The organism is Kribbella sp. NBC_00359, assembly GCF_036097425.1.
GTDB lineage: Bacteria > Actinomycetota > Actinomycetes > Propionibacteriales > Kribbellaceae > Kribbella.
In genome coordinates, this window is the sequence record NZ_CP107975.1 from 6,554,421 (window position 1) to 6,581,056 (window position 26,636).

The 26,636-nt window shown below is 69.0% G+C and carries 24 protein-coding genes; 15 read left to right on the forward strand and 9 right to left on the reverse strand.

What is annotated here, in order from left to right; genetic code table 11:
• The first annotated feature begins 49 nt into the window (after positions 1-49).
• From OG876_RS31970 to lhgO, 3 genes are all read left to right on the forward strand, one after another.
• Positions 50-1,414 carry a serine/threonine-protein kinase gene (locus tag OG876_RS31970; protein ID WP_442914039.1) on the forward strand — a complete coding sequence of 455 codons (1,365 nt, stop codon included), beginning with the start codon at positions 50-52 and terminating at the stop codon, positions 1,412-1,414.
• Positions 1,415-1,441: 27 nt separating this feature from the next.
• Positions 1,442-2,269, forward strand: coding sequence for an aldo/keto reductase (locus OG876_RS31975; RefSeq protein WP_328520396.1), 828 nt, complete (start codon positions 1,442-1,444; stop codon positions 2,267-2,269).
• A gap of 71 nt (positions 2,270-2,340) precedes the next feature.
• Positions 2,341-3,546: an L-2-hydroxyglutarate oxidase gene (gene lhgO, locus OG876_RS31980; RefSeq protein WP_328520397.1), complete on the forward strand. Its 1,206-nt coding sequence runs from the start codon at positions 2,341-2,343 to the stop codon at positions 3,544-3,546.
• A 51-nt stretch (positions 3,547-3,597) separates the two neighbouring features.
• Here the strand turns inward: lhgO and OG876_RS31985 are convergent, their stop codons facing one another.
• The gene (locus OG876_RS31985) at positions 3,598-5,616 is read right to left on the reverse strand and encodes a right-handed parallel beta-helix repeat-containing protein (protein WP_328520398.1); all 2,019 of its coding nucleotides are present in this window, start codon (positions 5,614-5,616) and stop codon (positions 3,598-3,600) included.
• A 133-nt stretch (positions 5,617-5,749) separates the two neighbouring features.
• A complete protein-coding gene (locus tag OG876_RS31990) occupies positions 5,750-6,505 on the reverse strand; it encodes a FadR/GntR family transcriptional regulator (protein ID WP_328520399.1) in 756 nt (251 codons plus the stop codon).
• 139 nt (positions 6,506-6,644) lie between these two features.
• On the opposite strand from OG876_RS31990, the gene OG876_RS31995 reads away from it, so the two are divergent.
• Genes OG876_RS31995 through OG876_RS32035 form a run of 9 tightly spaced genes read left to right on the forward strand, consistent with a single transcriptional unit; the run spans position 6,645 to position 15,868 of the window.
• Positions 6,645-7,958, forward strand: a complete 1,314-nt coding sequence (locus OG876_RS31995; RefSeq protein WP_328520400.1) for an ABC transporter substrate-binding protein — start codon at positions 6,645-6,647, stop codon at positions 7,956-7,958.
• Between the two features lie 20 nt (positions 7,959-7,978).
• Entirely contained in the window at positions 7,979-8,893 is a 915-nt protein-coding gene (locus OG876_RS32000; protein WP_328520401.1) for a carbohydrate ABC transporter permease, read from the forward strand.
• A 3-nt stretch (positions 8,894-8,896) separates the two neighbouring features.
• On the forward strand, positions 8,897-9,724 hold the full coding sequence (locus tag OG876_RS32005) for a carbohydrate ABC transporter permease (RefSeq protein WP_328520402.1): 828 nt from the start codon (positions 8,897-8,899) through the stop codon (positions 9,722-9,724).
• A gap of 3 nt (positions 9,725-9,727) precedes the next feature.
• Positions 9,728-10,894: a mandelate racemase/muconate lactonizing enzyme family protein gene (locus OG876_RS32010; RefSeq protein WP_328520403.1), complete on the forward strand. Its 1,167-nt coding sequence runs from the start codon at positions 9,728-9,730 to the stop codon at positions 10,892-10,894.
• Positions 10,891-11,628, forward strand: coding sequence for an SDR family NAD(P)-dependent oxidoreductase (locus OG876_RS32015; protein WP_328520404.1), 738 nt, complete (start codon positions 10,891-10,893; stop codon positions 11,626-11,628). The genes OG876_RS32010 and OG876_RS32015 overlap by 4 nt, the downstream gene beginning before the upstream one ends.
• 2 nt (positions 11,629-11,630) lie before the next feature.
• On the forward strand, positions 11,631-12,749 hold the full coding sequence (locus tag OG876_RS32020) for an aldose 1-epimerase family protein (protein ID WP_328520405.1): 1,119 nt from the start codon (positions 11,631-11,633) through the stop codon (positions 12,747-12,749).
• A 22-nt stretch (positions 12,750-12,771) separates the two neighbouring features.
• Positions 12,772-13,992: a CaiB/BaiF CoA transferase family protein gene (locus tag OG876_RS32025; protein ID WP_328520406.1), complete on the forward strand. Its 1,221-nt coding sequence runs from the start codon at positions 12,772-12,774 to the stop codon at positions 13,990-13,992.
• Positions 13,992-15,089 carry a hypothetical protein gene (locus OG876_RS32030; protein ID WP_328520407.1) on the forward strand — a complete coding sequence of 366 codons (1,098 nt, stop codon included), beginning with the start codon at positions 13,992-13,994 and terminating at the stop codon, positions 15,087-15,089. Before OG876_RS32025 ends, OG876_RS32030 begins: the two co-directional genes overlap by 1 nt.
• On the forward strand, positions 15,086-15,868 hold the full coding sequence (locus OG876_RS32035; protein ID WP_328520408.1) for an enoyl-CoA hydratase/isomerase family protein: 783 nt from the start codon (positions 15,086-15,088) through the stop codon (positions 15,866-15,868). The genes OG876_RS32030 and OG876_RS32035 overlap by 4 nt, the downstream gene beginning before the upstream one ends.
• A gap of 6 nt (positions 15,869-15,874) precedes the next feature.
• Here the strand turns inward: OG876_RS32035 and OG876_RS32040 are convergent, their stop codons facing one another.
• From OG876_RS32040 to OG876_RS32050, 3 genes are read right to left on the reverse strand one after another with little or no spacing between them, the layout of a single operon-like run.
• A complete protein-coding gene (locus OG876_RS32040) occupies positions 15,875-16,558 on the reverse strand; it encodes a FadR/GntR family transcriptional regulator (RefSeq protein WP_328520409.1) in 684 nt (227 codons plus the stop codon).
• Between the two features lie 19 nt (positions 16,559-16,577).
• Positions 16,578-17,339, reverse strand: a complete 762-nt coding sequence (locus OG876_RS32045) for an SDR family NAD(P)-dependent oxidoreductase (RefSeq protein ID WP_328520410.1) — start codon at positions 17,337-17,339, stop codon at positions 16,578-16,580.
• On the reverse strand, positions 17,336-18,196 hold the full coding sequence (locus OG876_RS32050; protein ID WP_328520411.1) for a fumarylacetoacetate hydrolase family protein: 861 nt from the start codon (positions 18,194-18,196) through the stop codon (positions 17,336-17,338). The genes OG876_RS32045 and OG876_RS32050 overlap by 4 nt, the downstream gene beginning before the upstream one ends.
• A 104-nt stretch (positions 18,197-18,300) precedes the next feature.
• Between OG876_RS32050 and OG876_RS32055 the strand changes: the two genes are divergently transcribed.
• On the forward strand, positions 18,301-19,347 hold the full coding sequence (locus OG876_RS32055; RefSeq protein ID WP_328520412.1) for an aldo/keto reductase: 1,047 nt from the start codon (positions 18,301-18,303) through the stop codon (positions 19,345-19,347).
• Positions 19,337-20,098 (forward strand): carbohydrate deacetylase, encoded by a 762-nt coding sequence (locus tag OG876_RS32060; RefSeq protein WP_328520413.1) that lies wholly within the window; start codon positions 19,337-19,339, stop codon positions 20,096-20,098. Before OG876_RS32055 ends, OG876_RS32060 begins: the two co-directional genes overlap by 11 nt.
• A gap of 62 nt (positions 20,099-20,160) precedes the next feature.
• Here the strand turns inward: OG876_RS32060 and OG876_RS32065 are convergent, their stop codons facing one another.
• The 4 genes from OG876_RS32065 to OG876_RS32080 form a co-directional block, all read right to left on the reverse strand.
• Positions 20,161-20,919, reverse strand: a complete 759-nt coding sequence (locus tag OG876_RS32065) for a hypothetical protein (protein WP_328520414.1) — start codon at positions 20,917-20,919, stop codon at positions 20,161-20,163.
• Positions 20,920-21,030: 111 nt separating this feature from the next.
• Positions 21,031-22,593 carry a DUF4139 domain-containing protein gene (locus OG876_RS32070; RefSeq protein WP_328520415.1) on the reverse strand — a complete coding sequence of 521 codons (1,563 nt, stop codon included), beginning with the start codon at positions 22,591-22,593 and terminating at the stop codon, positions 21,031-21,033.
• A complete protein-coding gene (locus tag OG876_RS32075) occupies positions 22,590-23,438 on the reverse strand; it encodes a helix-turn-helix domain-containing protein (protein WP_328520416.1) in 849 nt (282 codons plus the stop codon). The genes OG876_RS32070 and OG876_RS32075 overlap by 4 nt, the downstream gene beginning before the upstream one ends.
• A 22-nt stretch (positions 23,439-23,460) precedes the next feature.
• On the reverse strand, positions 23,461-24,258 hold the full coding sequence (locus tag OG876_RS32080; protein WP_328520417.1) for an alpha/beta fold hydrolase: 798 nt from the start codon (positions 24,256-24,258) through the stop codon (positions 23,461-23,463).
• Positions 24,259-24,640: 382 nt separating this feature from the next.
• Here OG876_RS32080 and OG876_RS32085 point away from each other — a divergent pair, with 382 nt between their 5' ends.
• Positions 24,641-26,593: a heparinase II/III domain-containing protein gene (locus tag OG876_RS32085; RefSeq protein ID WP_328520418.1), complete on the forward strand. Its 1,953-nt coding sequence runs from the start codon at positions 24,641-24,643 to the stop codon at positions 26,591-26,593.
• Positions 26,594-26,636 lie beyond the last annotated feature (43 nt).

Below are 26,636 nucleotides of genomic sequence, written 5' to 3' on the forward strand. Positions count from 1 at the left end.
AGTAGCGTGGGACAGGTTGGTTGGTTTTGGAGCTGGGTACGGGGAGCGAATGCTGGTTGCGAAGCGTTACAGACTGGGGCCTGCTCTCGGGCGGGGCGGTATGGGCGAGGTCTTCCGTGCCACCGATGAACAACTGGGACGTGTGGTCGCGGTCAAGTTGCTGCTGCCGTCCGGTCACGATGCGCGCGGCGCCGAGCGATTCCAGCGTGAGGCGCGAGCCGCCGCGAGGCTGAGCGACCCGCACGTCGTGTCCGTGTACGACTTCGGCCAGCACGGCGACGGCTTCTTCCTGGTGATGGAGCTGGTCGAGGGGCGGACGGTCGCCGCGGAGCTCGCCGAGCACGGACCCCTGCCGAAAGAGCGTGCGATCGACATCATCGAACAGGCCGCCGCGGGCCTGGCCGCCGCGCATCGCGAGGATGTCGTTCATCGGGACGTGAAGCCGGGCAACCTGCTGCTGGCGGGGGACGGGACCGTCAAGGTCGCGGACTTCGGTATCGCCCACGTTCCCGGTGACGGGTCGAGCACGCTGACGGCGACCGGCCAGATCATCGGCAGCACGCACTACCTCGCGCCCGAGCGAGCCAGGGGCGGGCAGGCCGGCAAGCCGTCGGACGTGTACGCGCTGGGCTGTGTGCTCTACCAGCTGGTCACCGGTGAGCCGCCGTTCACGGCCGAACACCCGACAGCGATTCTGTACCAGCACGTCGACACTCCGCCGGCGCCGCCGAGTCTGACCCGCCCCGAACTCAGCGGACCGTTCGAGACCGTTCTGCTCCAGATGCTCGCCAAGGAGGCCGCTGACCGTCCGTCCGCCGCCGACATCGCGGCCGGCGCCTTGCGCGCCGAGCCACTCGCAGCCGACCTCGCTCCCGTCGTGGTCCCCGTTCCTGACACTCCGAGCATCGCGACGAGTCCACTCGAGCCGGTGGAGCCGCCGAACCGGATGAGCAGGAAGACCATGCTGGTCGGAGGGATCGCCGTCCTCGCGACGGCAGGTGCCGTGGCGGCCGGAGTCTTGCTCAACGGCAACGACACGAGATTGCCCCCGAGCACCGAGGTCGGCCCCCGACAGGGCACCACCTCCGCGACGCCAGAGTCGAACCCTGCCGCGACGAGCACCGCATCCACGACCAGCCCCACCCGCTCCGGTACGACGAGCCGCACAAACCCGACCACTCCGTCGCAAAGCGCCTCCCAGCCGGCGACGTCGAGCACCCCGACGGCCGGCACCACCACCACGACGTCTCCGAGCGCGTCCACCCAGCCCAGCACCACTCCCAGCGCTCCCACGCAGGGAACTCCGTCGACGGGAACCTCTCCCTCGAGCACGCCTCCGACCGACACCCCCACGCCGAGCGCCCCGGCGTCAGACACTCCATCGCCAAGCGCGACGGCGCCGGGAGCGGACTAGGCTCCTGCTCGGAGTCAGGAGGAATGGGTGAAGGAGCTCGTCGGTCGCGTCGCCCTCGGGGTGGCCGGCCTGTCATTCGGTCCCCGCGATCGCGCCGCTGATCTGGCAACGATCCGAGCCGGCCTCGCCGCGGGTACGGCGGTCCTCGACACCGCCCGCGCGTACGCCCACGTCGACAAGCCCCTGTACGGCGAGGAGCTGGCCGCGGAAGCCGCCCGCGGTACGAGCGCGATCGTCGGGACCAAAGGTGGTCACTCGCGAACCGGGGCGACGACCTGGGACGCGGATATCAGCGCGCCCCGGATCCGGTCCGACGTCGAGACGAGCCTGCGGGTCTTCGGAGGCGAGCGCCTCGATCTCTACTACCTCCACAGAGTCGATCTGGCCGAGCAGCCTGTGGAGGAGGGCATCGGTGCTCTCGCGTCGCTCCGTGATGAGGGCAAGCTGGCCCGGATCGGTCTGTCGAATGTCGGCGTCGCCGAGCTCGAGAGAGCATCCACGGTCGCTCGCATCGACGCCGTACAGAATCATCACAGCGCCATGGGACGCGAGTCGCTCGAGGTGCTCGCCTGGTGCGAGGCCAACGAGGTGCCGTTCTTTGCCTACTCACCCCTTCGACCTGCGGCCGCCGCACCCCGGCTGACCGCCCTGGCCGATACCCGTGGCGTCTCGCTGCAACGCCTCCAGCTACGCGCCCTGCTGGCCTCGTCACCCGTGTTGTCGGTCATCTCGGGCGCAACTCGACCGCAAACCGTCCTGGACTCGCTCGCCGCAGAGACCGAGCCCTGGGACGAAGCCCTCGAGACCGCGTACGCCGAGGACCTCGCGCTGGTCGCCTCAGCACTGCCGAGCTGACCCGGGGAAACTGTATTTATGGCCCGCATTCCGCCTCTTGTTGACAGAGCAGGGGCGTCCAGGAGGGTTCGATGGGATCTGTGGTGAGGACTTCGGTCGTGGTCGGCGGCGGGATTGTCGGTCTGGCCGTGGCGAGGGCTTTGCAGCGGCTCGATCCCGGGACGCCGGTCGTCGTCCTCGAGAAGGAGGGGTCGGTCGCGGCGCACCAGACCGGTCACAACTCGGGGGTCGTCCACTCGGGGCTGTATTACAAGCCCGGGTCGCTGAAGGCGCGGCTGGCGGTGGCCGGGGGAGCGGCGCTGAAGGAGTACTGCGACGAGAAGGGCATCCCGCTGGAGGTCCCCGGGAAGCTCGTCGTCGCGACCACAGACGCCGAGTTGCCGCAGCTCGACCGGCTGTTCGGCAACGGCCAGCAGAATGGCGTCCCGGTCCGGCGCCTAACCCTCGACGAGGTCGCGGAGCGCGAACCGCACCTGCGCGTCAAAGGTGCCCTGGCCGTCGACTCCACCGGTCGGGTGGACTTCAAGCTTGTCGCCGCGGCCCTGGCCGATGACGTCTGCGCGGCCGGAGGCGAGATCCGGACCGGGGTGACGGTGACGTCGATCGAGAACGCGGGCTCGGTCGTCCGCGTGCGTACGACGGGCGACGTGATCGAAGCGGATCGGGTCGCCGTCTGTGCCGGCCTGCACAGTGACCGGCTCGCGCGGGCTTCCGGCCTCGAGCCCGGCGTCCGCATCCTCCCGTTCCGCGGCGAGTTCAGCGAGATCGTCCCGGAGCGCGCCTCCCTGGTGAGGGGACTGGTGTATCCGGTGCCCGACCCCGATCTGCCGTTCCTCGGCGTCCACCTCACGCGGGGCATCGACGGCATCGTCCACGTCGGGCCGAACGCCGTACCCGCCCTGGCCCGGGAGGGCTATTCCTGGTCGAAGATCGTCGGTCGGGACCTCTGGGAGTCCATGAGGTATCGGGGCACCTGGCGTCTCGCGCGGCGGTACGGGAAGACGGGCGCCAAGGAAGTGATGCGCTCACTCACCGGCCGGGCGCTCGTGCGGGAGGCCCAGCGGATGCTGCCCGAGCTGCGAGTCTCCGACGTACGACGCTCCGGCGCCGGCGTGCGCGCACAGGCCGTCACCCGCGACGGCAAGCTCGTCGACGACTTCCTCTTCCTCCGCGACGGCCGGACCCTGCACGTCCTCAACGCCCCGTCCCCGGCCGCCACCGCCTGCCTGACGATCGCCGACCGCATCGCCGAGGAACTGTCGGCAGACCGAGCGTGATGGTAAGACCGCGCTCGGCCAGGGTGATTGCCGGGCCGAGCGTGGGTCAGGTCAGCTGCGAGCGCCTGCCTCGGCCATGACCTTCTGGGCTTCCGGTGGGAACGCGCCGTCGGTGACCTGCGTGTTGTCGACGACCTGGTTGTTGTAACCGGGGCCTTCGGGGTTGCGGGCGGGGCCGACGTCCCACCAGTTGCCGGTGACCAGGTTGTCCTTGGTGTTGAAGGTGTCCGGGTTGCCGGCGTCGGAGTTGATGTAGACCCAGCGGCTGCTGCCGAGGAAGACGTTGTCGCGCATCACGACGTACCGCGTGCCCTGGTCGATCAGCGCGCCGAACGTGACCTGGCTGTCGTAGACGTAGTTGCGTTCGATCACGGTGCCGGGGCTCGACGACAGCGTGTAGATGCTGCCGCCGTCGTGCATGGCCTGCTTGGTGTCGTGGATGAGGTTGTAGGCGACGTAGTTCTCCCGGAACGTCGTGGGCGTGCGGTAGATCGGCTGGTAGTCGTACAGCCCCGCATTGAGGTAGTACAGGTTGCCGCCGGGGTCGTTGATCCCCCAGCCCCAGCCGATGTCGACGCCGTCGTACGGCAGGTCGGTCAGCGTGTTGTGCGCGATCGTTGCCCGGGTCACGTACGTCGACAGGATGCCGGCGTTGTCGCGATAGTTCTTCGAGACACCGCGGATCGTGTTGTCGGTGATCCGTACGTCGTGATTTACCATCCGCGGGTCACGTGGGTGGTGCGCGTCCGGCTGGATGCCGCCGACAACGATCGCGGACGCGGCGCTGTCCGTGAAGCTGTTGCCTCGGACATCGATCTGGGCGGCGCCGTACCCGACGCGGGAGGCGTGCGCGTTCGGATCCATGCCGAGGCCGAGCCCGACCGACCCGAGCTGCTCGAAGCTGTTGCCGGTGAAGCTCACGTGTTCAGCGGCCGATACCTGCACCGCGGAAGGGATCTGATGCCACTCGTTCCGGGTCTTCTCGAACTCGGGGCAGCCGTTCTGGCAGCTGGTCAGGAAGCCGGCCGGCTTGGCGTAGTCCCCGACGACATGCGCGCCGCTCTGCTGGTCGACGTACCCCTGCGGCCCGCTCGGGAAGTTCCAGGTCGTGTGCGCGAACGTGAGGTTGCTGAAGGCAAGGTTCTGCACGGGGTCGCGGTAGCTGCCGCCGACCTGCACCAGCGATTCCAGCCGGGGCAGGCGTACGTCGGCCGCCGTCATCGCCTGTCCGTCCGCCGGCCGGTAGAAGACCTTGCCCCGCGCGGAGTCGAGGTACCACTGGTTCGGGCCGGAGATCAGCTCGTAGGCGTTGTTCAGGTAGATCGCGCCGCGGGCGTACGGCGACTTGAGCGTGTCGTAGCCGAAGTTGTTGTTGTCCCAGGCCGGCTGCTCCATCACCAGGGTGTTGCCGTCGACCGACCGGACGGGGGAGTAGCGGTCCGTGAACGACCCCAGCTCCTCGATCTCGAGGTCACCGGGGTTGGACAGACCGGCGATGCGGGCGGCCAGCGCGGGATCGTTGACCGTCAGTCCCCGTTGGCTGAAGGCGAGCTGGGTGCGGGTGTTCTTCGACTCCGCCACCAGCAGCTGCGTGCGATCGGCGAGCTTGCCGTCGACGTACAGCTGCCGTGACTGGGTGCCTTCCGGTACGTCGGCGACCCAGATGTTCTTGGCCGGGTCGTGCAGGGTCCAGCCGGTCACCTTCGAACCCCCGGAGAGGACGGCATGCTGCCCGGGGATGCTCTGCCAGGTGACGTTGTGGCCGTTGCGGCCGCCGTCGGCCGGTCCGAAGCGCAGCGGCGCGGCCAGCTCGTAGGTGCCGCCCGACAGCAGCACGCGGACGTCCGACCTGGCGTTCTTCGCGCGGACCAGCGCCTGGGCGGCGCCGATCGTCCGGACGACCTGGTCGGCTCGGAGGTCTTTGGGCTTCTTGCCGTCCGGGGCGACGACGATGACGTCCGTCGATCGTGGTGCGGCGGAGGCGAACGGGGTGGTGGTGGCGAGTACGGCGATGCCGAGCGCGAGGGCACTGGCCCCGGCGGCGGCTCGCATCGTCCGATGGCGGTCCATGCTCACTCCTATGTCATCTGTTGTCTGACAAGTGTGATGAATGAAGCTAGACCTGAGGGGCCGAAGCGTCAACAACTGATCTCAGGCGCCGATATGGCAGGCAAAGGTCAGATGTTTGGCGTGTGTGCCAGGTTCAGGCGGGCGGCGCGGTGGGGCGCCGGCGCTGCCAGGCCGACCGGATGTGGTCGGTCATCGCCTGCGCCGCGCCGGGCGCGTCGCGGTCGAGGATGCGGTCCAGGATGATCCGGTGCTCGCCGTTGGTGACGGTCACGGCCTCGATGCTGGGGTGGCCCTGGTAGCGCAGGCTGGTGCGCGCCTGACTGTGCACGGAGCTGACGATCGAGCGGGCCAGCCGGTTGCCGGAAGCGGCCATGATCCGGTCGTGGAACTCCACATCCGTCTCGATGAAGATCTCCGGCCGGGCGGTGTCGTCCTCGAGCCGGTGGTAGATCGCCTCGAGTTCCGCGCGGTCCTCGTCGGTGGCCAGCAGCGCGGCCTGGCCGGCGAGGTCGGACTCCAACGCGCTGCGGACGCTCACGAGCTCGTCGAGGATGGTCAGGTTCGAGTCGTGCTTGACCGCCGCGGCCAGCACGGCCGAGTCCAGCAGGTTCCAGTGCGAGTCGTCGCGGACCACGGCGCCGATACCCCGGCGGACCTCGACCAAGCCCTTGGCCTCGAGTAACTTGAGCGCCTCCCGGACGGTGATCCGGCTGACCTCGAACTGCTCGACCAGCGCGGCCTCGGGCGGCAGAGCGGCGTACGGCGGAATGTCGCCGGAGACGATCCCGTCCACGATCGAGTCCACCAGCAGATCGGCCAACCGGGCCGGACGTCGCGCGGCCGCGGCCGGGGCGAGTCGCACGGTTGCCTGCGGGCTGTCAGTGGCCACGCTTCCTCCAGGGATCTGCTCGGGCGTCCACTGGATTGTCACCCGAAACCAAGCTGTCAACAAACTCTTGACAACAGACAACAGACAACTAACAATCGACGCCGAGACTACACCCACGAACCCGAAGCAGGAGGGCGTCATGTCGATCGCCTCAGATCCGACCACCCGGGGGATCCGCACGGCGAGGCGAGGCTGGGTCGCCGCGGCGCTCGTGCCGCTGCTGGCCGTCGCCGCGGGTTGCGGTGCGGCCGCTCCGCAGACCAAGGCCGCGGGCGGGACTGCGGAGTCCGGCAAGCTCGTCGTCTGGGACTGGCACTCCGGTGACGCGAATACCAAGGACTACTACGCCAAGGCCAAGTCCGACTTCGAGGCCAAGCACCCGGGCGTGCAGGTCGAGTTCGTCGCCCAGCCGTACGACCAGTACTACACACTGCTCGGCACGGCGATCCAGGCCGGCAAGGGCCCGGACATCTCGATGTTCAACGGCGGCGCCCAGATGCGCGACCGGGTCTCGGCCCTGCTGCCGCTGACCGGCAAGACCGACGACCTGACGAGCCGGCTGACCGGCTGGGACGCGTTCCGCAAGGACGGCACGACGTACGCGGTGCCGATCACGCTGCAGGGCTTCCCCTTCTACTACAACAAGGCCGTCTACACGAAGGCCGGTCTCGACCCCGCGGCGCCGCCGAAGACACTGGCCGAACTGCAGACCGACTGCGCGGCGATCAAGAAGTCGGGCAACGCGTGCTTCAACCTCGGCAACAAGGAAGGCATCGGCATCGAGTTCTTCCTGTCCGGCTTCGCGCCCGGAGTGTTCAGCCCGGCGCAGTACGACGCGTGGCTGGCCGGCAAGCGGGACTGGAAGTCGCCCGAGGTGAAGCAGATCTTCGACCTGTGGAAGAAGTCCAACGACGAGGGCTGGTACAACAAGGGCGTCAACTCGACCGCCATGTTCATGGATCAGTTCACGATGTTCTCCGGCGGCAAGGGCGGCAACGTGATCGGGCTGATCTCGGACACCGCGCACTGGAAGGACCTGAACGAGTTCCTCGGTCCGGACCTGGGCGTCTACCAGGCGCCGGTGCTGAACCCGAAGAATGTCACCACGACGTTCCTGCCGGCCGAGGGCGGCATCGGCTACGGCGTGATGAAGTGGACCAAGAGCCCGGACCTGGCCGTCGACCTGGTGAAGAGCCTGGCCAGTACCGACGCCGAGAAGGTGTTCTTCGAGAAGGCCGGTGCGATCGCGGCGGACAAGTCGATCGACACATCGTCGGTGGACGTGCAGTCGGCGAAGGAGATCGTCTCCTGGCTGCCCGACAGCAAGCCACTGCTGCACACCGCTCTGTCGGCCAAGACCCTCGACCTCATGCATCGGCTGTCCCAGCAGCTGATCAGCGGTGACGTGACCGTCGACGCCGCACTCACGCAGTTGGCCGCGTCCGACAAGTGAGTTCCGGAGGAGAGCGGGTCATGGCACAGGCGATCTCGGCACCACGGCGTACGACGGCCGTCCGCCGATGGCACGTCAGTGAGCACAAGATCGCCGTGCTGGTGCTGGTGACACCGGCTGTGCTGGTGATCGTCGGACTGCGGATCGTTCCGCTGATCCTCGGTGCGCAGTACTCGCTCACCGGGGACGGCGACCGCAACGGGGTGTTCGTCGGTCTGGACAACTACCGCACGCTGGCCGGTGACCCGGTCTTCCGGACCGCGATCAAGAACGTCGGGCTGCTGTTCCTGGCCCTGCCGGTCGCGGTCGCGGTGCCCGGGCTGCTGGCCACCTTCTTGTTCCTGAAGGTGCCCGGGCACCGGTTCTACCGCAGCGTGTACTTCTTCCCGGTGGTGCTGTCGCCGGTCATCATCGGCGCGATCTTCAACATCCTGCTGTCGTTCGACGGGCCGCTGAACCAGTTGCTCGGCAAGGCCGGGATCGCGCCGGTGGACTGGCTGGGCAACTCGCACCTGGCGATCTTCTCGGTGATCGGCGTGCACATCTGGGCGACGTTCGGGATGGCGCTGGTGATCTTCATGGCCGGCTTCTCCACGCTGGACCAGTCCCTGCTCGACGCCGCCCGGTGCGATGGGGCGAACCTGCCCCAGACCGTCCGGCACGTGGTGATCCCCGAGCTGAGCCGGACCATCCAGTTCGTCTTCGTCACCACGATGATCGGCATGCTGACCGGGATGTTCGGCCTGATTTATGTGATGACCGCGGGTGGTCCGGGCGGAGCGACGTACCTGCCGGAGTTCTACATCTGGGTCACCCAGGGACAGCTGAACAGCCCGGCGCTGGCGTCGGCCGCGTCGATGGTGCTGTTCGTGCTGATGCTGCTGGTCGGGTTCGCGCAGCTCCGGCTGATCAAGCGCGCCACCCGGGAGGTGTGAGCGATGCGTGAGCGTGGCGTGGGCCGGTGGGTCATCGCCGTACCGATGTGTGCGTTGGCCCTGGCAACGATCTACCCGATGCTGTTCACGCTGAACGTCGCGATGAAGTCGCGCCGCGAGTACGTGCTCGACCGGTTCTCGCTGGCCGACCACGTCACGGCGGCGAACATCTCCGAGGCGTGGAACTCCTCGGGACTGGCTCGCTACACGTTCAACTCCGTGGTGGTGACCGCGGGTGCGGTCGCGCTGTTGCTGCTGCTCGGCTCGATGGCCGGGTTCGCGTTCAGCCAGCTCACCTTCCGCGGCCGGCGGTCGTTGTTCCTGCTCTGCCTGGGCGCGCTGATGATCCCGTTCCAGGTGATCATGGTGCCGTTCTTCCGGGTGCTCGGGCAGACCGGGCTGCTGGACACGCACCTCGGCCTGATCCTCGCCTACACCGGGCAGTTCCTGCCGTTCACGATCTTCCTGATGACGAGCTTCTACGCGCGCATCCCGGCCGAGGTGATCGAGGCCGCGCGGGTCGACGGCAGTACGACGCTGGGCGTGTACCGCCGGATCATGCTTCCGCTCGGCCGGCCCGCCCTGCTCTCGGTCGGCATCCTGAACGCGTTGTTCTGCTGGAACGACGTGCTGATCTCGCTGCTCGTCATGCAGTCCGAGCAGAACCGCACGCTGATGGTCGGGGTCACCGCCCTGCGCGGTCAGTACTCCGACAACATCCCGCTGTTCGCCGGTGGTGTCCTGGTCGCGGCGCTGCCCGTGATCGCGATCTACCTGTTCTTCCAGCGCCAGATCACCGACGGCGTCACCGCCGGCTCGACCAAGGGGTAGCGCATGCGCATCACGGGATATCGCACCGCCACGACGGTGCACGACTGGGGCAGACCCATCGGTGACGCCAACGGGGCAGTGGACTCCGGCAGGACGTCGGTGCCGGTCGTCATCCTCACCACCGACGTCGGCCTGGAGGGCATCGGGCTCGGGTCGTACGACGGCATCGACATGGTGTTCCCGGCACTCGACGGGCAGGACCCGCGCGCTGTGGTCGCGCTGTACGACCGCATGCTCGCGTGGGTCTTCAAGCGTGGTCACGCCGGGGCGGTGTTCGGTGCGATCGGTGCGCTGGACATGGCGTTGTGGGACCTGAAGGCGAAGGCTGTCGAGCAACCGTTGTGGCGACTGCTCGGCGCGCGCGACCACGTCGTACCGGCGTACGCCTCCGGTCTCGACGGGCCCTTGGCGGACGAGGAGTTGGCGAGGCTGCACAAGCAGTTCGCCGAGCGCGGCCTGCAGGCGGTGAAGGTCAAGGGCGGTCTCGACGTGGCCGCGGACCTGCGGCGGCTCGGCCTGGTCGCGGAGCTCTACCGCGACACCACCGGTCAGACGCCCGCACTGATGCTCGATGCGAACGAGGCCTGGTCGCGCAAGGAAGCGGTCCGGCACATCCGGCGGATCGAGGAGCACGTAGACCTGGCCTGGGTCGAGGAGCCGGTACGGCGCTGGGACGTCGACGGGCTCGCCCTCGTCACGCAGTCGGTGAAGGCGGCCATCGCCACCGGCGAGAACCTCACCGGACTCGAGCAGTTCCGGCCGTTGGTGGCCGCCAATGCCGTGGACATCGTGCAGACCGGCAGCGTCTGGGGCATCACGCACTTTCTCCGGGTGGCGGCGCTGGCGCACGCGTTCGACCTGCCGATCAGCCCGGTCGGGTACAACCTGAACCCGCTGGGTCATGCGGCGGCCGTCGTACCCAACCATCTCTCGATCGAGATCCAGGACCTGGGGGCCCCGCTCGGGATCACCGCGGACCAGGAGGTTGCCGACGGCCACCTTGTGCTGGGGGAGTCGCCCGGGCTCGGCTACACCGTCGACGAGGACGCGATCGCCCGGCTCGGCGACGCCGCCGACTGGGGTGACAACGCCGGTCCGCACGTCCGACCCGATCGAGCCGGGCGCAGGCTGGTCGGCAAGCCTGCGATCCGGCGGGGTGACCAGGTTTGAGCAGCGCCGCGGTGACGGGAGCCGGCGGTTCGCTCGGGCGGGCCACCGCGCTACGCCTTGCGAGCGACGGTTATGCCGTCGCCCTGCTCGATCTTCCCGGGGAGGAGCTGTCCGAGTCCGAGGCTGTGGTCAAGGCAGCCGGCGGGCGAGCCGCCGTACTGCCGATCGATTTGCGCGACTCGACTGCACTCGTCACCGCGATCGATGCGGTCGAGGATCGGCTCGGCCCGCTGCAAGTGCTGGTGAACAACGCGGCCATCTATCCGGCAACGCCGTTCCTCGACATCTCTCTCGACGAGTACGACGATGTCGTCGCCGTGAATCAACGTGCCTACTTCGTCGCCGCCCAGGCGGCCGCGCGGCTGATGAGTGCGCGGCGGTCCGGCTCGATCGTCAATGTCGCCTCGATCACCTGGCACGGCGGCTGGGAGAAGCTGGCCAGCTACGTCAGCACCAAAGGCGCCGCCGTCGCGCTCACCCGGGCGCTCGCCCGTGAGCTCGGCCCGAACGGCATCCGGGTGAACGCCGTCTCGCCGGGCGCGTTCCCGACCAAGGCAGAGACGATCCACGACGACCCCGAGGCCTACACCGCCTTCGTGATCGACCACCAGTCGATCAAACGACGCGGAACCCCGGCCGAGCTCGCCGCGGTCGTGTCATTCCTGGCGGGCGCCGACTCGTCGTTCGTCACCGGGCAAACGATCAACGTCAACGGCGGATGGGTGATGGATTGAGCATGAACGTCTTCGGTGAGGAGTTGTCCGTCGGGGCGCTGCGGGAGCGGACCGGCGATCTCGCGAGTGTTGCCGGTGTTCGTGAGATCGAGTTGAGCAACGGCGTCGAGCGCGGGGTGCGGGCTGTGCAGTTGCGCAGTGCTGCCGGGCTCGAGGTCGAGGTGCTCGTGGATCGTGCGCTTGACCTGGGGTCTGCTCGGTTTCGCGGCGTTCCGTTCGGCTGGCGGTCGGGTAACGGGTTCCGGCATCCCGGTCTGCACGAGAACAACGACGAGGGCGGGTTGTCGTGGCTCCGGGCGCTGGACGGGTTGCTGGTGTCGGGCGGGCTGGACCATACGTTGTTCGGCAACGAGGTCGACGCCGGCCAGTATCGCTATCCACCGAAGCAGACTGTGGCGCACGGTTTGCACGGGCGGCTGACGGCGATCCCCGGTCGGCTGCTGGAGGCGGGTGAGGTCTGGGACGGCGACAGTTGCACGCTGCGGGTTCGGGGCGAGGTCGTCCAGGCGACGTCGTTCGGTGAGCACCTGCGGCTGACCCGCACGGTGGAGGTCGACTTCGACGGACTCGAGATCCGGCTGTCCGACGTGGTGGACAACCTCGGGTTCGAACGGACCCCGCACATGTTCCTGTATCACCTGAACTTCGGGTGGCCGGTCATCGACGCGGGGACGGAGTTCGTCGCGCCGATCGTGGAGACGCCCTGGCGCAGTGACTCGGTGGTCGAGCAGGGTACGTCGTACCGGGTGCTGCCCGACCCGCAACCAGGCTTCGTGGAGCAGGTGTACGAGCACCGCCTGGCGCCGGACGCGGACGGCCGGCACCGGGTCGCGTTGCTTCGCGGCGACGGCACCCTCGGCGTCGAGGTCGCCTGGGACGCGGCGACGATGCCGTGCTTCTTCGAGTGGCAGAACCTGCGCAGCGGTCAGTACGCCGTCGGCCTCGAACCGTCGACCCACCACGTCGCCGGCGACGCCGCCGCCCGCGCGGACGGTTCGATGACCTGGCTCGAACACGGCGAGTCCCGGACCTATCGCACCGCGATCCGTGTCCTCGACGGCGTCGAGGCCACCACATCCGCCCGGGCCGCGATCCGTCGCGTCGCCGGCCAGCCCGACTGAATCCCGAGCGCAGGAAGAGACGATGACCACGCACAACCGCATCCTCGACGGGTACCGCGTCCTCGACTGCTCCATCGCGATGGCCGGGCCGTTCGCCGCCCAGCGGCTCGGCGACCTCGGCGCCGACGTCGTCAAGGTCGAGCCGGTGACCGGCGAGTGGCAACGGCACGCCGCGGCCGGTGGAGCGAAGGGCAACGCGATCAACGTGTCGTTCCTGTCGCTCAACCGGAACAAGCGCTCGCTGGCCGTCGACCTGAAGTCGGCCGAAGGCAAGCAGGTGCTGCTCAGGCTGGTCGAGACCGCCGACGTCTTCCTGCAGAACTACCGTCCAGGTGTCGCCGAACGCCTGGGCGTCGACTACGCGACGCTGTCGGCGATCAACCCGCGACTCGTGTACGTGTCGATGTCCGGGTACGGCGAGGACGGCCCGCACCGCAACCTGCCGGGCCAGGATCTGTTGCTGCAGGCAAAGTCCGGCGCGATGCTCTCGACCGGCCGGCACGGAGAACCACCACAGCCGGCGGGGCAGTACCTGGTCGACGCCGTCACCGCGTCGACGGCGTTCGAGGCGGTGCTCGCAGCGCTCCTGTATCGCGAGCGCACCGGCGAGGGACAGCTCGTGCAGGTGAACATGCTCGACGCGATCACCACGTTGCAGATGCAGGAGCTGTCGGTCTTCACGGCCGGGGGAGTGCCCCAGCAGCGCGGCTCGGAGCCACACGCTCACGTTTACATCAGGTCGCCGTACGGGACGTTCAAGACCGCCGACGGCTTCCTGGCGCTGGCGATGCCGGATCTGCCGACGCTGGGCCGGGTGATCGGCGAGGACACCTTGCTGGCGATGGATTCCGAGGTGCACGGCTGGACGCATCGGGACGAGATCTTCCGCCGTACGGCGGAGCGCCTGCTGGAGCGGACGACCGCCGACTGGCTGGCGGACCTGACCGCGGCCGGGATCTGGTGCGGTCCGGTGTACGACTATCAGCAACTGGTCGACGACCCGCAGATCCGGCACAACGGCACGTTCGTGGAGTACGACCATCCGACCGAGGGACGCGTGAAGACGCCGGGGTTCCCGTACAAGTTCTCGAAGACACCGGCGACGGTCGACCGTGGCGCGCCGCTGGTCGGCGAGCACACCAGCGAGGTGCTCGGTGAGGCCGGCTTCTCCGCCGACGAGATCGCGGCGCTGCTGGACACCGGCGCCGTCGCCGAGACGCGGCTGCCGGATCCGGTGCGCTGATGGCGTCGTACCGCGGTCTGACCTGGGACCATCCGCGCGGCCGGGACGCGCTGGTCGCGGCGAGCGGTGAGCTCGACCTGGTCTGGGACGTGCACCCCTTGAGCGGCTTCGAGTCCACCCCGATCGAGGAACTCGCCGAGCGGTACGACGTGATCGTGCTGGATCATCCACATCTCGGGGATGCTTTGGCCCACCGCTGTCTTCAGCCGGTCGACGAATTCCTTGCTGCTGGCGCGGAATTCGCCGGTCCGAGTCTGGCGTCGTACCGGATGGACGGCCGGCTCTGGGCGTTGCCGCTGGATGCGGCTACTCAGGTCGCTGCGACGCGGGCGGATCTGGTCGAACCGCCGCAGCTGTGGTCGGAGGTGGTCGAGCTGTCGCACCGCGCGCCTGTCGCGTTGTCGCTGGCTGGTCCGCACGCGTTGCTCACCTTCGCCTCGATCTGCGTCGCGCTGGGGGAGGAGCCTGGTGTGGCCGACCGGTTCGTCCCGGCGACCGGTGTCCGAGCGCTCGAGCTGATGACTGACTTGACCGCTCGCGCCCCGCGGCACACCGTGTCGCTCGATCCGATCGGACTGCTGGCCGACATGACGTCCGACGACACCGTGACGCATTGCCCGTTGGTGTACGGGTACGTGAACTACGCCGCCGTGGAACTGGACCGCCGCTTGGCTTTCACCGACGCACCCAGCGAACGGCCGGGATCTCGGCCCGGCTCGACGATCGGTGGTACGGGTCTCGCGGTCAGCGCGCGCTGCGAGGTCGGCCCGGATCTCGCCGAGCATCTTCGCTGGTTGCTGTCGGCAACTGCTCAGGAATCCTTCCTCCCCGGCCATTCCGGGCAGCCGGCGAGGCTGAGCGCCTGGACGGCGCCGGCGGTCAACGCGCCGGTGGGGGACTTCTACCGGGCCACCCTGCGGACTATCACCGCCGCCTGGATCCGGCCGCGGTACGCCGGGTACATCGGCTTCCAGTCGGCGGCGAGCGAAGTGATCCGGGAGGTGCTGTCCGGAGCCGCCTCGATCGGCGCGGGCCTCGATCGGATCGACACCTTGCACAGCTCGAGTCGCCAGGTCGTGGAAAGGATCCCTTCATGATCAGTCCAGCCACCGACGACGTGCTCTTCGAACAGCACGGACACGTCGCGGTCATCACCCTGAACCGGCCGGCCAAGCTCAACGCCGTCACCGGTGAGATGTCCGACGCACTGGTCGCACTGGCACATCATTGCAACCAGGACGACGACATCCGCGTCGTCGTACTGACCGGTGCCGGCGAGCGGGCCTTCAGCGCCGGCTCGGACCTCCGCGAGCTGGACAAGTACGCGACTCCGTGGGCGTTCCGGAACCGCGAGGACTACTGCGACTCGCTCAAGGTCCTGCGCAAGCCGGTGATTGCCGCCGTCAACGGTTACGCACTCGGCGGCGGTCTCGAGACCGCGCTGATCTGCGACATCCGGATCGCCTCGACGAACGCGTCGTTCGCGGCGGCCGAGGTGAAGCTCGGGTGGATCGGCGGCGGTGGGATGTCCGCGCTACTGGCCCGATCGATCGGGCCGAGCAACACGGCCGTGATGCTGATGACCGGCGAGCCGATCGATGCCGAGCGAGCGCTGACCTGGGGTCTGGTGAGCGAGGTGGTGGAGCCCGCCGCGCTGCTGCCTCGTGCGCTCGAGCTGGCGACGACCATCGCCGCCCGCGCTCCGATCGCCGTCGAGACGGCGAAGGCCAACTTGTCCGCGGCGTACAACCTGCCGCTCGATCAGGCGGTCCGGTACGAGCGCGACATCCAGACGGTCTGCTTCGCGACCCAGGACGCGGCCGAGGGCAGGGCCGCCTTCGCCGAGAAGCGCGCACCGAACTTCACCCGGGCGTGAGGTGGTTCAGGGCTGGTCGGACAGGTTGCGGCGGATCCAGTTCTCGATGCCGGCGACGTGGGCCAGGGACAGGGCAGCGGCGATACTCGGCTGCCGGTCGCCGATCGCGAGGGCGATCGCCCGGTGCTCACGCTGGGTCTGTTCGAACGAGTCCTCCTGGGTGACGCCGCGCCAGATCCGGGCCCGATGGGTCCGGCCGGCGACGCTGTCCACGAACGAGCAGAGCACCGCGTTGCCCGCGGCCGCCGCGATGCGGTGGTGGAACTCCAGGTCGTTGGCCACCACCTCGCCGACCGGCGCGTCGGGACCGACGGCCTCGGTCAGGGCGAGCAGCCCGGCCGCCTCGTCGTCACTCATCAGCAAGGCGGCCTTCTCCGCCGCCATCGGCTCCAGCGCGCGGCGCAGCTCGAAGAGGTCGAGGATGCTCGAGTCCTGGTGGAAGTCGATGATGAAGCCCATCGTCTCCAGCAGGACCTCGGGCGTCAGGCTGGTCACATAGGTGCCGTCGCCGCGACGGACGTCGAGGATGCGGAGCATCGAGAGCACGCTCACCGCCTCGCGCAGCGGACTGCGCGAGATGCCGAGCTGCTCGGCGAGGTCGGCCTCGCGCGGCAGCCGGTCGCCGGGCTTCAGGCTGCCGTCGAGGATCATCGCCTTGATCTTCTCGATCGCGACGTCGGTCAGGGCCATGCGACTCCTCTGCTGGCTGTCAGTTCTGCGGACGCAGCCGCAGCGTAGCCATCCCGCCGTCGACGGCGACCGCCGTACCCACGGTGGAACCCGACGACGGACCGGCCAGGTAGGCCACGGCGAGGGCGACCTCGTCGGCGCTGACCAGCCGGCCGTGCGGTTGACGCGCGTCGAGCGCCACCCGTTCGGCCGCGGGATCCGGCGCGGCGTCGAGCAGCCGCTGGACCCAGGGCGTGGCGGCGGTGCCGGGGTTCACGCAGTTGACCCGGATGCCTTCGCGCAGGTGGTCCGCCGCCATCGCCATGGTCAGCGATTGCACGGCTCCCTTCGTGGCCGAGTACAGCGCGCGCTGCGGTATCCCTGTGGTCGCGGCGACGGACGCGACGTTGACGATCGACGCGGCCGGGGACTGCCGCAGGTACGGCAACGCCGCGCGGCTGACCCGCACCGCGCCCATCACATTCACGTCGAAGACCTGATGCCACTGGTCGTCGGAGTTCTCCTCCACCGTGCCTTGCGCGCCGATGCCGGCGTTGTTGACCACGACATCGATCCGCCCGTAGGTGTCGGCGACCTGCTGAATAGCCGCGCGCACACTCTCGTCGTCGGAGACGTCGGCCTTGATTCCGAGTACGCCGTCCGGAGCGCCGGACGGCTCGAGGTCCAGAGCCGCCACCTGCGCACCGCGTTCAGTCAGTTCGCGCGCGACGGCGGCGCCGATACCGGACGCGCCACCCGTGACGACGGCGACCAGGCCTGCGAACTCCTGCCCGGCGCTCATCGGCCGGCTCCGAACGCGACGTACTCCTGCCGCTGGCGACCCAGCCCGTCGATCTCCACCTCGACCACGTCACCGGGCCGTAAGTACGGGAACCGGCCGGACAGCGCGACGCCCTCCGGAGTGCCGGTCATGATCAGGTCGCCCGGGTCCAGCACCATGTACTGACTCAGGTGATGGATCACGTGGGCGACGTCGAAGATCAGGTCGGCCGTATTCGAGTCCTGGCGGGGTTCGCCGTTGACGAAGCTGCGCAGTCCGAGCTTCTGGTGCTCGACCTCGTCGGGAGTCACCAGCCACGGACCGACCGGGCTGAAGCCGGCGGCGATCTTGCCCTTGCTCCATTGGCCGCCGGAGATCTCGAGCTGGAACTCCCGCTCGGACAGGTCGTTGGCCACGACGAAGCCGGCGACATGATCCAGGCTGTCCGCGGGGGAGTCGAGGTACGACGCGCGCTTGCCGATGACGACTCCGAGCTCGACCTCCCAGTCGGTCTTGGTGCTGCCGCGCGGGATCGTCACCGCGTCGTTCGGGCCGGCGAGCGTGTTCGGCGCCTTGAAGAAGATGACCGGACTGGTCGGTGGCTCGGCGCCGGACTCGGCGGCGTGGGCTGCGTAGTTCATGCCGATGCAGACGATCGCGCCCGGCCTGCTGATCGGGGCGCCGATGCGCAGGTCGGCGGCGTCCGCGACGAGGGGGAGTTCGCCGGCCGCCAACGCGGCTGCGACGAGCGCGGGACCGTCCGACTCCCAGAAGTGCGCGTCGATGTCTTCGGTGAGCCCGGCGAGACTGCGTACGCCGTCCTCGCCGACGACGACCGGAACTTCCTGGCCGGCCGGGCCCAGGCGCGCGAACTTCATCGACTACCTCCACAGAGATCTGATCTTTGAGCCGTGATTTGCACCTAATGATGCTGCCTGCCCTACCTTGACACTCGAAACATGTGATGTCTAGTCTCGCCCTCATGGCGGACCCGGAGCGCGAGACGTTCGAGTTGCCCCGCTTCGGACTCGGCTGTGCGCCGCTCGGAAACCTGTTCCGGCAGTGGTCCGACGACGATGCCGACGCGGTCCTCGAGGCCGCGTGGGACGTCGGCGTACGCCATTTCGACACGGCGCCGCACTACGGTCTGGGACTGTCCGAGCAACGACTGGGCCGGTTCCTCGCGACCAAGCCGCGCGGCGAGTACGTCGTCTCCACGAAAGTCGGCAGGTTGCTCCGGGAGAACGCCGGCTGGGACGGTGTGTCACTCGACGACCAGGGCTTCGTCGTACCCGCTCGACTGCAGCGCCGCCTCGACTACTCGGCCGCGGGAGTCCGGGCGAGCGTCGAGGAGTCGCTCACCCGGCTCGGTCTGGACCGGGTCGACATCCTCTATGTCCACGACCCCGAACTGTCCGGCGTGCCTGGTGCGACCGAGGAGGCGTTGACCGCGCTGTCGACGCTGCGGGACGAGGGTACGGTCGCGGCCGTCGGCACCGGGTCTCTCGGTGTCGACGCCTTGCTGGCGACAGCGCGGACCGGGCTGGCCGACGTACTGATGGTCGCGAACCGCTACACGCTGCTCGATCAGAGCGTCGTACCAGCTGTGCTCGAGGCCTGCGACGAACACGGCACGCGGATCGTCGCGGCCGCAGTCTTCAACAGTGGGCTGCTTGCGTCCACGCCCAGCCGGGCCGCGCGGTACGACTACGGCGACGTGCCGGACGACGTACTGGTCCGGGCGCTCGCGATCGACGCGGTCTGCGCCGAGCACGGTGTCGAACTCCCGGCCGCCGCGCTCCACTACCCACTGCTCGACCCGCGCGTCACCTCCGTCGTCGTCGGAGCCGCCGAACCCGAGCAGGTCCGTCAGAACGTCGCGCGCCTCAACGCGCCCGTCCCGGCAGAGCTCTGGCAAGACCTGCAGGACCGGGGTCTCGTACCCCGGCCGCTGATCGCCGGCCACCGGCCTGGGGTACGGTCGTCTTCCGGTTCGTTCGCTATCCCCAGGAGTGCACGTGGCTGGTGAAATCCGACTGATCGTTCAAGGCGACGACTTCGGCATGGTGCATGCCGTCAACGCCGGCACCCTGCAGGCGTTCCAGGAAGGGATCCTGACGCAGGCCTCCACGATGGCCGCGTGTCCGTGGTTCACCGAGGCCGCGGCGCTGGCCCGTGAGTCCGGGATTCCGCTCGGCGTCCATCAGACCCTGACGTGTGAGTGGGACCATCTGCGGTGGCGGCCGCTGACCGATGGACCGTCGCTCGTGGGTGCGGATGGCACGTTCCTCCGGACGGTGGCCGAGGCCAAGGCTGCGATCACCCGTGCCGACGCCGTCCGCGAGTTGTCCGCTCAGGTGGCGAAGTTCGCCGCAGAGGGGCTCACCATCGACTACCTCGACGTCCACATGGGCCAGTCCGCGCCGGAGGCGTACGACGTGGTCTCGGCCGCGGCAGGCAAGCCGTTCATCTACGGTCCGGTGGAGTCGCGACGATTCGCCTCGATCGAGACGCTGAGCGACCGCGATGCGGCAGTCAAGAAGACCTGGGTGCTCGAGCACATCGCCGGCCTGACGCCGGGCGTGCACCTGCTGGTCACCCACTGCGCCCTCGCCGAACCTGAACTCGGTGCGCTGCACGCGCCCGGCAGCGACACCTACCGCTGGGCCGAGGAGTACCGGCTCTCGGATCAGGCCATCGTGACGGATCCCGAGATCCGCAAGGCGATCGAGGAGCGCGGCATCGAACTGGTGTCGATGCGCAACGCGTTCTCCGACTGACGCCGGATGGGCCGGTCCTGCCCAACTCGAATTCACGAGTTGGGCAGGACCGGCCCATGGGGTCAGCCGTTGAGCGTGTCGTCCGTCGGCGCCCAACGGAAGTACTGCGGGTCCGAGAACGTCAGCGGGACCTTGCCCAGGCTCTTGATCACGGTGCTACTGCCGTTGGTGTGGCCAACGACGTACAGGTAACCCGACTGCGTCTCCCGATCGATGCCGAGCAGCAGCGTCCCGTTCGCGCCGCACTTGGTCGCGATGAGTTGCTCGAACCCCTGCCAGGGCGTGCCGCGGACCGTCGCCGCTTTCGGCACGCTCAGGTAACCGGTCGGCCAGGTGACCGTGATCAGCGTGCCGGCCCGGGTGTTGGCGAGGAACGTCTCGGCCGTCGGCGTACGGCTGATCAGCGCCATCGGCTTCACGGTGCTGAGCCCACCCACGCCGCCGGTCTTGCGCCAGCCGTTGCCCTCGGCAATCCAACGGTGCAGGGTACCGTCGGTCTGCTGGCCGTAGAGGAAGGTCCGGTCGGAGTCGGCGGGACCCGACTGACGGTGCACGGACTCCTCGATCCAGCGGAAGTTGCCCCAGCCGCCGCCGACGCGGAGGTTGTTGTGCGGGTAGTGCGGGTCGATCTGGACCTGGCCGTCGACGACGTACGAACTCGAGTACAGCGCGCCGCCCATCACGGTCAGCCCGGAGCGAGTCTCCCCGTTCCCCCGCGGCCAGCCGACGAACGTGCTGGTGTGCTGGACCTGGTTCGGCTGGAACACCCCGGCCGTCCCGCGCACCCCGCCGATGGTGATCGGCGCTGTCGCGTTGATCATCCGGCTGGTGTGTGCCCCGGTCGCGGTCACCGAGCCGAGCCGCAGCGCGCAGGCCGCGGTCGTCGTGGACGTTCCGGCCTGGGCGGGCGCGACTGCCGCGGCCCTCGGTGCTCAGTCGCGCCAGCCGATGAGGTCGACGGACTTGCCGGTGTCGACCCGGAAACCGAGCTTGATCAGGAGCTCCTGGCCGGCGGCCAGGTCGACCTTCCAGGTGACGACGCCGAGCTCGGTGGTCTCGGCCGGCTCGGGTTCGGCGGTGATCGGCTTGACGGTGATCTCGTGGTCGCGCGACACCGGCAACTGGTCGAGGACCGTCACCCGGGCCTTGCGCGGGGTGTGGTTCTCGATCCGGGTCTCGTACTCGACCTCACGCCGGCGAGTCGATCCGAGCGTGGCCTTGCTCGCGTTCCGGCGGACGAGCTTGCGCTCGACGCGGATCCGGTCGTCCAGGCCGAGAGCGAGTTCGACGTCCTCGCCGGGAGCCCAGATCGGGAGCGCGGCCGAGCCGACGAAGTCCGACTCGTGGAAGACGGCGGCCCTCCCGACGGGCAACGTGTGTGTGGACGAGTTCACGACCGTGGCGCGCAGATGGACGTCGGTCGACCGGACCGGCGCGGTGATGTAGTCCAGCTCCGCGTCGAGGTCGATCGAGGCGATCGTCGCGCGGTGCGAGGCGCCGTCCGCGGGCACGGCGACCGGCCGGGGCGGCGTGTAGGTCGCTGCCGTGACGCCCTGCTCGACGGTCGCGGCAGCCTGCTGCTCGACGAAGGCGGGTGCCGCGGCTGATTGGAGGCTCTCCCGCGCGGCGTTGGACGCCCGCCTGGAATCGAGACTCAGCGGGCGGCCGGCCGGCACCGGCGGGTGGAAGCGGTCGAGGTACCACGGGTCGAGCTCGGGGACCTTCGCGGTCGCCATGGGACGGGCCGTGGACAGCGTGAGGTCGCACTCGGGCCAGTCCTCGCCGGTGCCCTGGCTGACCAGGCCGTACCAGCTCAACGTCAGGCGTTCGCCGCTCAGGCGCACGTCGTACGAGCTCGTCCAGCCGGCGGCGGGGACGACGTACGAGAGGTCGATCTCCACCTCCGCCTCGCTCTCCAGGGCCAACGTGACGGCGACCGAAAGGCGGTCGGGCGTGCGCTGCTTCGCGATCGCGGCGAGCCGACGGTCGGCGGCGGCGAGGCGGTCGTCGGCATCATGCCGCAGCTTGGCGAGCTCTCGCCGCTTCGACCGTACGGCGGACAGCCGGGCGGCGAGCGACTCGGTGAACCCGCTCAGCTCGGTGGCGGTCTCACCGGAGGCCAGCGATCGCGCGAAGCTGCCGCCGGCCCGACGAGCGAGCTGGGTCAGGAACGCGTCGAGCTGGCCCTGGACATCGTCGTCGTCGGCGAGCTCCGCGACCTCGGCCTGGGCCTCGCGATGCTGCCGCTCCAGCTCGGCCACGGTCTCGTCCGGCGCCTGCGGATGGTGCCGCATCGCCAGGTCCACCCCGACCACGGTGGCCGGTCCGCGGCCTGCCACCCGGATCGAGTCCTTCTCCAGGATGAGCGGCAGCGGCTCGACGGACACCGTTTGGTCGCCGCCCGGCAGGATGACCTTGCCGCGCCGCGTGATCCGGGCCCGGTCCGGATACACGGCGACGGCGACGATCGGAGCGTCCACCAAGAGTTCGGTCATGCCCCGACAGTAGCCCGCGCCTTCGGCCAGGCGACGTCGTCGATCGCGAGCCATGGTGCGGCGGCAATCGCGGCGGGCGTCGCCCCGGCGAACGCGAAGACCTCGCGATGGAGGTGCGACTGATCGACGTACCCGCTCTCGGCGGCGACGCCGGCCGCGGCGTGACCCGCCGCCAGGAGGTGGGCGGCGTGGTCGAACCGCACCAGCTGAGCGGCTCGCTTGGGGGAGATGCCGAGCTGGGACCGGAACCGGGACCACAGTCGCTGACGGCTCCAGCCGATCTCGCTCGCCAGGCCGTCGATGCGGGCCTGCCCGCGACTGGTGAATGTCCGGCGCCAGGTGTGGGCGACCTCCGCATCCACGGATCTGCGGGCGTCCAGACGTCGGCCGAGCACATCCGTGACGATGGTGAACCGGTCGTCCCACGACGCTGCTGCGCGCAGTCTCTCCTCGAACCGCCCGGCGTCGCGACCCCACACCTCCGCGAGGGACGCAACCGTCCCGGTCAGGACGGTCGATGCGCCGAAGACCGCGGCCGCCGCGACCGGCGACAGCCGGACCTGGAGACATTCGCCCACCCTGCCGCCGGCCCGAAGGGCGCCCGGCAGGAGCCCGACGAAGACGCTGCCCTTCTCTCGCCGGCCGTGCACGTCGTAGACGAGACCTTCGCCCTCGCCCAGATCGATGATCAGGCTGACCGCTGGGTGCGCGACCATGGCCATGTCCACGAACGCCCGGCCCCGGTGACCGAACCCGGCCATGCTGACGCCGGGCAGCCGGCCCGGACAGCTCGGGACGGCGATGTCCACCAGGGTCCAGTCAGGTGGTGTCCCGGTCGATGGCATATGACGATGCTAGGCCTGAAGGTCAGCGGTCTGCGGCGACGAAGTCGAGCAGCAGTTCGCTCGTCGCCTCGGGAGCTTCGAGCATGGGGATGTGCCCGATCCCTGGCAGCAACTCGACCCGCGTGTCCGGTACGGCGTCATAGTCGTGCGCCGACGACGGATCCCAGCGGGGGTCGGCAGTACCGAACGCCACCAGCACCGGTACGTCGAGGTCGGCCAGCCGGTCGGGGACACTTCGTGCGGCGATGTATTCGCCGTTGCAGCGCAGCACCGCCGCGAACGTGCTGTACGTGAGTCCCCGGAGCTCCGTGACGAGATCGTTCGGGATGTCCACCGGGCGGGCGCACGTCACGTTGATCCCCCTGCGGATCATCTTGTCGGAGCGCAGCGCCCAGACGAGACGGCCGACGGGCGGCCAGGACAGGGCCCGCAGGACGGCCGGCTGGGGTAGGAGTGCATCGGGTCTCGGGCCTGTGCTGAGCAGTGCGATCGCCTTCACCAGATCGGGGCGTTGTTCGGTGAGTGAGGTCGCCACGTAGCCACCGCTCGAATGTCCCACCACGGTGACCGGACCGAGGCCGAGGGCATCGATCACCTTCCCGACCCGGGCCGCCTGCTCCGGCACGTCGTACGACGCAGCGGGTTGGGAGTGGCCCATTCCCGGAAGGTCGACCCGGACGACGTGACGGTGGCCGGCAAGTGCCGGGACCACTGGCGCCCAGCTGGCCCCGGACGCCCCTGAACCGTGGATCAGCAGCAGTGGAGGCGCCTGACGCGGGCCGTCGTGGACCACATGCATCCCGTCCGAGTACTCCCTCATGCACGACACGATGCCATGGCTGCCGACGGTCGGTCTTGTACGAATGTCAGTTCTCGAGTGCCGTCCCAGCCAACCGCAACGCGGTCAGCGCAACATTTGGCGATTTGGGTGCATCGTGGGAGTTGTGGGGGATTTGCGGTAGGGGGTGGTGGTTCTTGGTGAGAGAGCTTCGGCAGTCACGTTCGACCTGAGCTGCAGGTCGGACCTTCGTTAGCGGCGAGCGGACCGGACCCGCGGGAGCCCGCGTGCTCGCCGACGGCAGGACGCATCTGGCAGGCACTGCCTGAGCCCTGTCCCGTCATGCAGTTCGGCTCTGGTGCGCTCGCGACCCGAGCATCGACAGCGTCGCCGCGGTCCGGCGACGGTGGGGGAAGGACAAGTCATGCGATTCATGACCACGGCCGGTGCGGCCGTCGGGATCGCCGCTCTGGTACTGGGGGCGGGAACGGCAACAGGAACAACTCGAACGCCAGCGGCCACGCCGGGCATCACGATCGTGCCCGCGCCGCCGGGGCCGGACGAGGCGGAGTTCGTGCCGGGGCAGAGCAACGTCGTACCCCCGGCCGCGCCGCCGGCCACGGACATCGGAACGGGCAAGGTGCAGTCGCTGGCGGCGCCGTTCTATGCGTGCCCGGGCTTCAGCGGGATCGACGCCACGAACCCGCTGGCGAACCTGTACAAGGACCAGTTCGCGTGGGGGCCGTACGCGCCGACCAAGGTGGGCAACGGCGGCGGGAACATCAACTGGCTGGCGAATCCTTACAAGAACGCCAGTTGGTACATGTGGTTCCACTCGCTGCGCTGGCTCGGCAAGGGCATCATCGCGGCGGGCCAGGGCGACCTGACCGCGCTCACGCGCGTCAACACGATCGCCTACGACTGGTATCGCGACAACCCGTACTCGTGGAAGGGCAACGTCGGTGCGTGGGAATCCACGATGCACCGGACGAACGTGCTGATCTGCCTGCGGCAGGCCATCCTGTCCGGTCTGAAGGTCACCACGTTGCCGACCAGGTATACCTGGGTCAACGCGGCACTGCTGAGTCACGCGAGATTCCTGACGAACTACTGGAGCGGTGCCTGGAACCACGGCACCGACGAGAGCATCGCGCTCTTCGGCGTCGGTTGCACCTTGGGCCGGGCCGACTACAAGAACCTCGCCCAGCAACGGCTGGGAGTCGGCATCACCACGTCGATCGACGCGCAGGGGTCGACGAACGAACAGTCGACCGGGTACGCCGCGTTCAACTACTCGCTCTGGGGCCGCGCGATGGCCGTGCTGACGAACTGTGGCGTCAGTCCCGGTACGACGATCGCGACCAGGCGGGCGCTTTTGGCCAAGTGGCTGACCCTGGCCACCAACTCGCTCGGCAAGTTGCACCAACTCGGTGACACCGAGGTCCAGGCGACGTACCCGTGGCCGGGAACGCCGATGGAGTACGCCGGCTCACTGGGGACGAAGGGTACGGCGCCACTGTGGCGGGTCGGAATCTACTCGAACGGCTACGTCTTCGGCCGGACCGGCTGGGGGACCGCTGCCGCCAGGGGGTTCGCGGGCGAGTCGACGTACAGCATCAGGTTCGGTCCGGGGCGGGCGTTCCACGGGCACTTCGACCACACCAGCATCACCTACACGGCCCGTGGGCGGGACATCGTCATCGACGGCGGGTACGCGGCCTACAACGCCGGCGCGTACCGAACCTGGGCGGTGAGCCCCGCGGCTCACAGCGTGATGACGACGCCGCTGTCGACGTATACGAACCCGGTCACGAGACTGACCGCGTCGTCGGTGAAGGCGAACGCCGAGTCCTATCAGTTCGTCGACGCACCGGGGAGCGGGATCAGCCGCGTCCGCTCGGTGCTGGTGCTGAAGGACCCGGACTTGATGGTCACCTGGGACCGCGCGTCGGCGAAGACGTCGCAGGCGTTCCAGACGCTGTGGCATCTGCCGCCGGATCAGAAGGCGACCGTGGTCTCGCGGACCACCGCGGTGGCGATGGCACCGGGTGACAAGACCAGGACGGTCCTGTTCCAGATCCCGTTCAAGCAGGCGCTCCCCGCGGGCGCGACCTTGGTCAAGCAGGCCCAGACGAACCCGATCCAGGGCTGGTCCTACCCGAGCAGCTACGTCCGCAAGTCCGCCCCGACCCTGCTCCTGGCGCGCTCCGGCAAGACGGCGTCCATCCTGTCGTTCGTCGTACCCGTCCGCGCTTCCGGCTCGGTCACGTACACCACCCGGCAGTCCGGCACCACCTTCGTCATCAACCTCAACGTCGGCGGCCAACGCGCCACCATCGGCATCTCCGGCGGCGGCTCCCTCTACCGAGCCGGCTGACCCGCAAGGCCGGTGTCGATGGCACGGCCCATCGACACCGGCG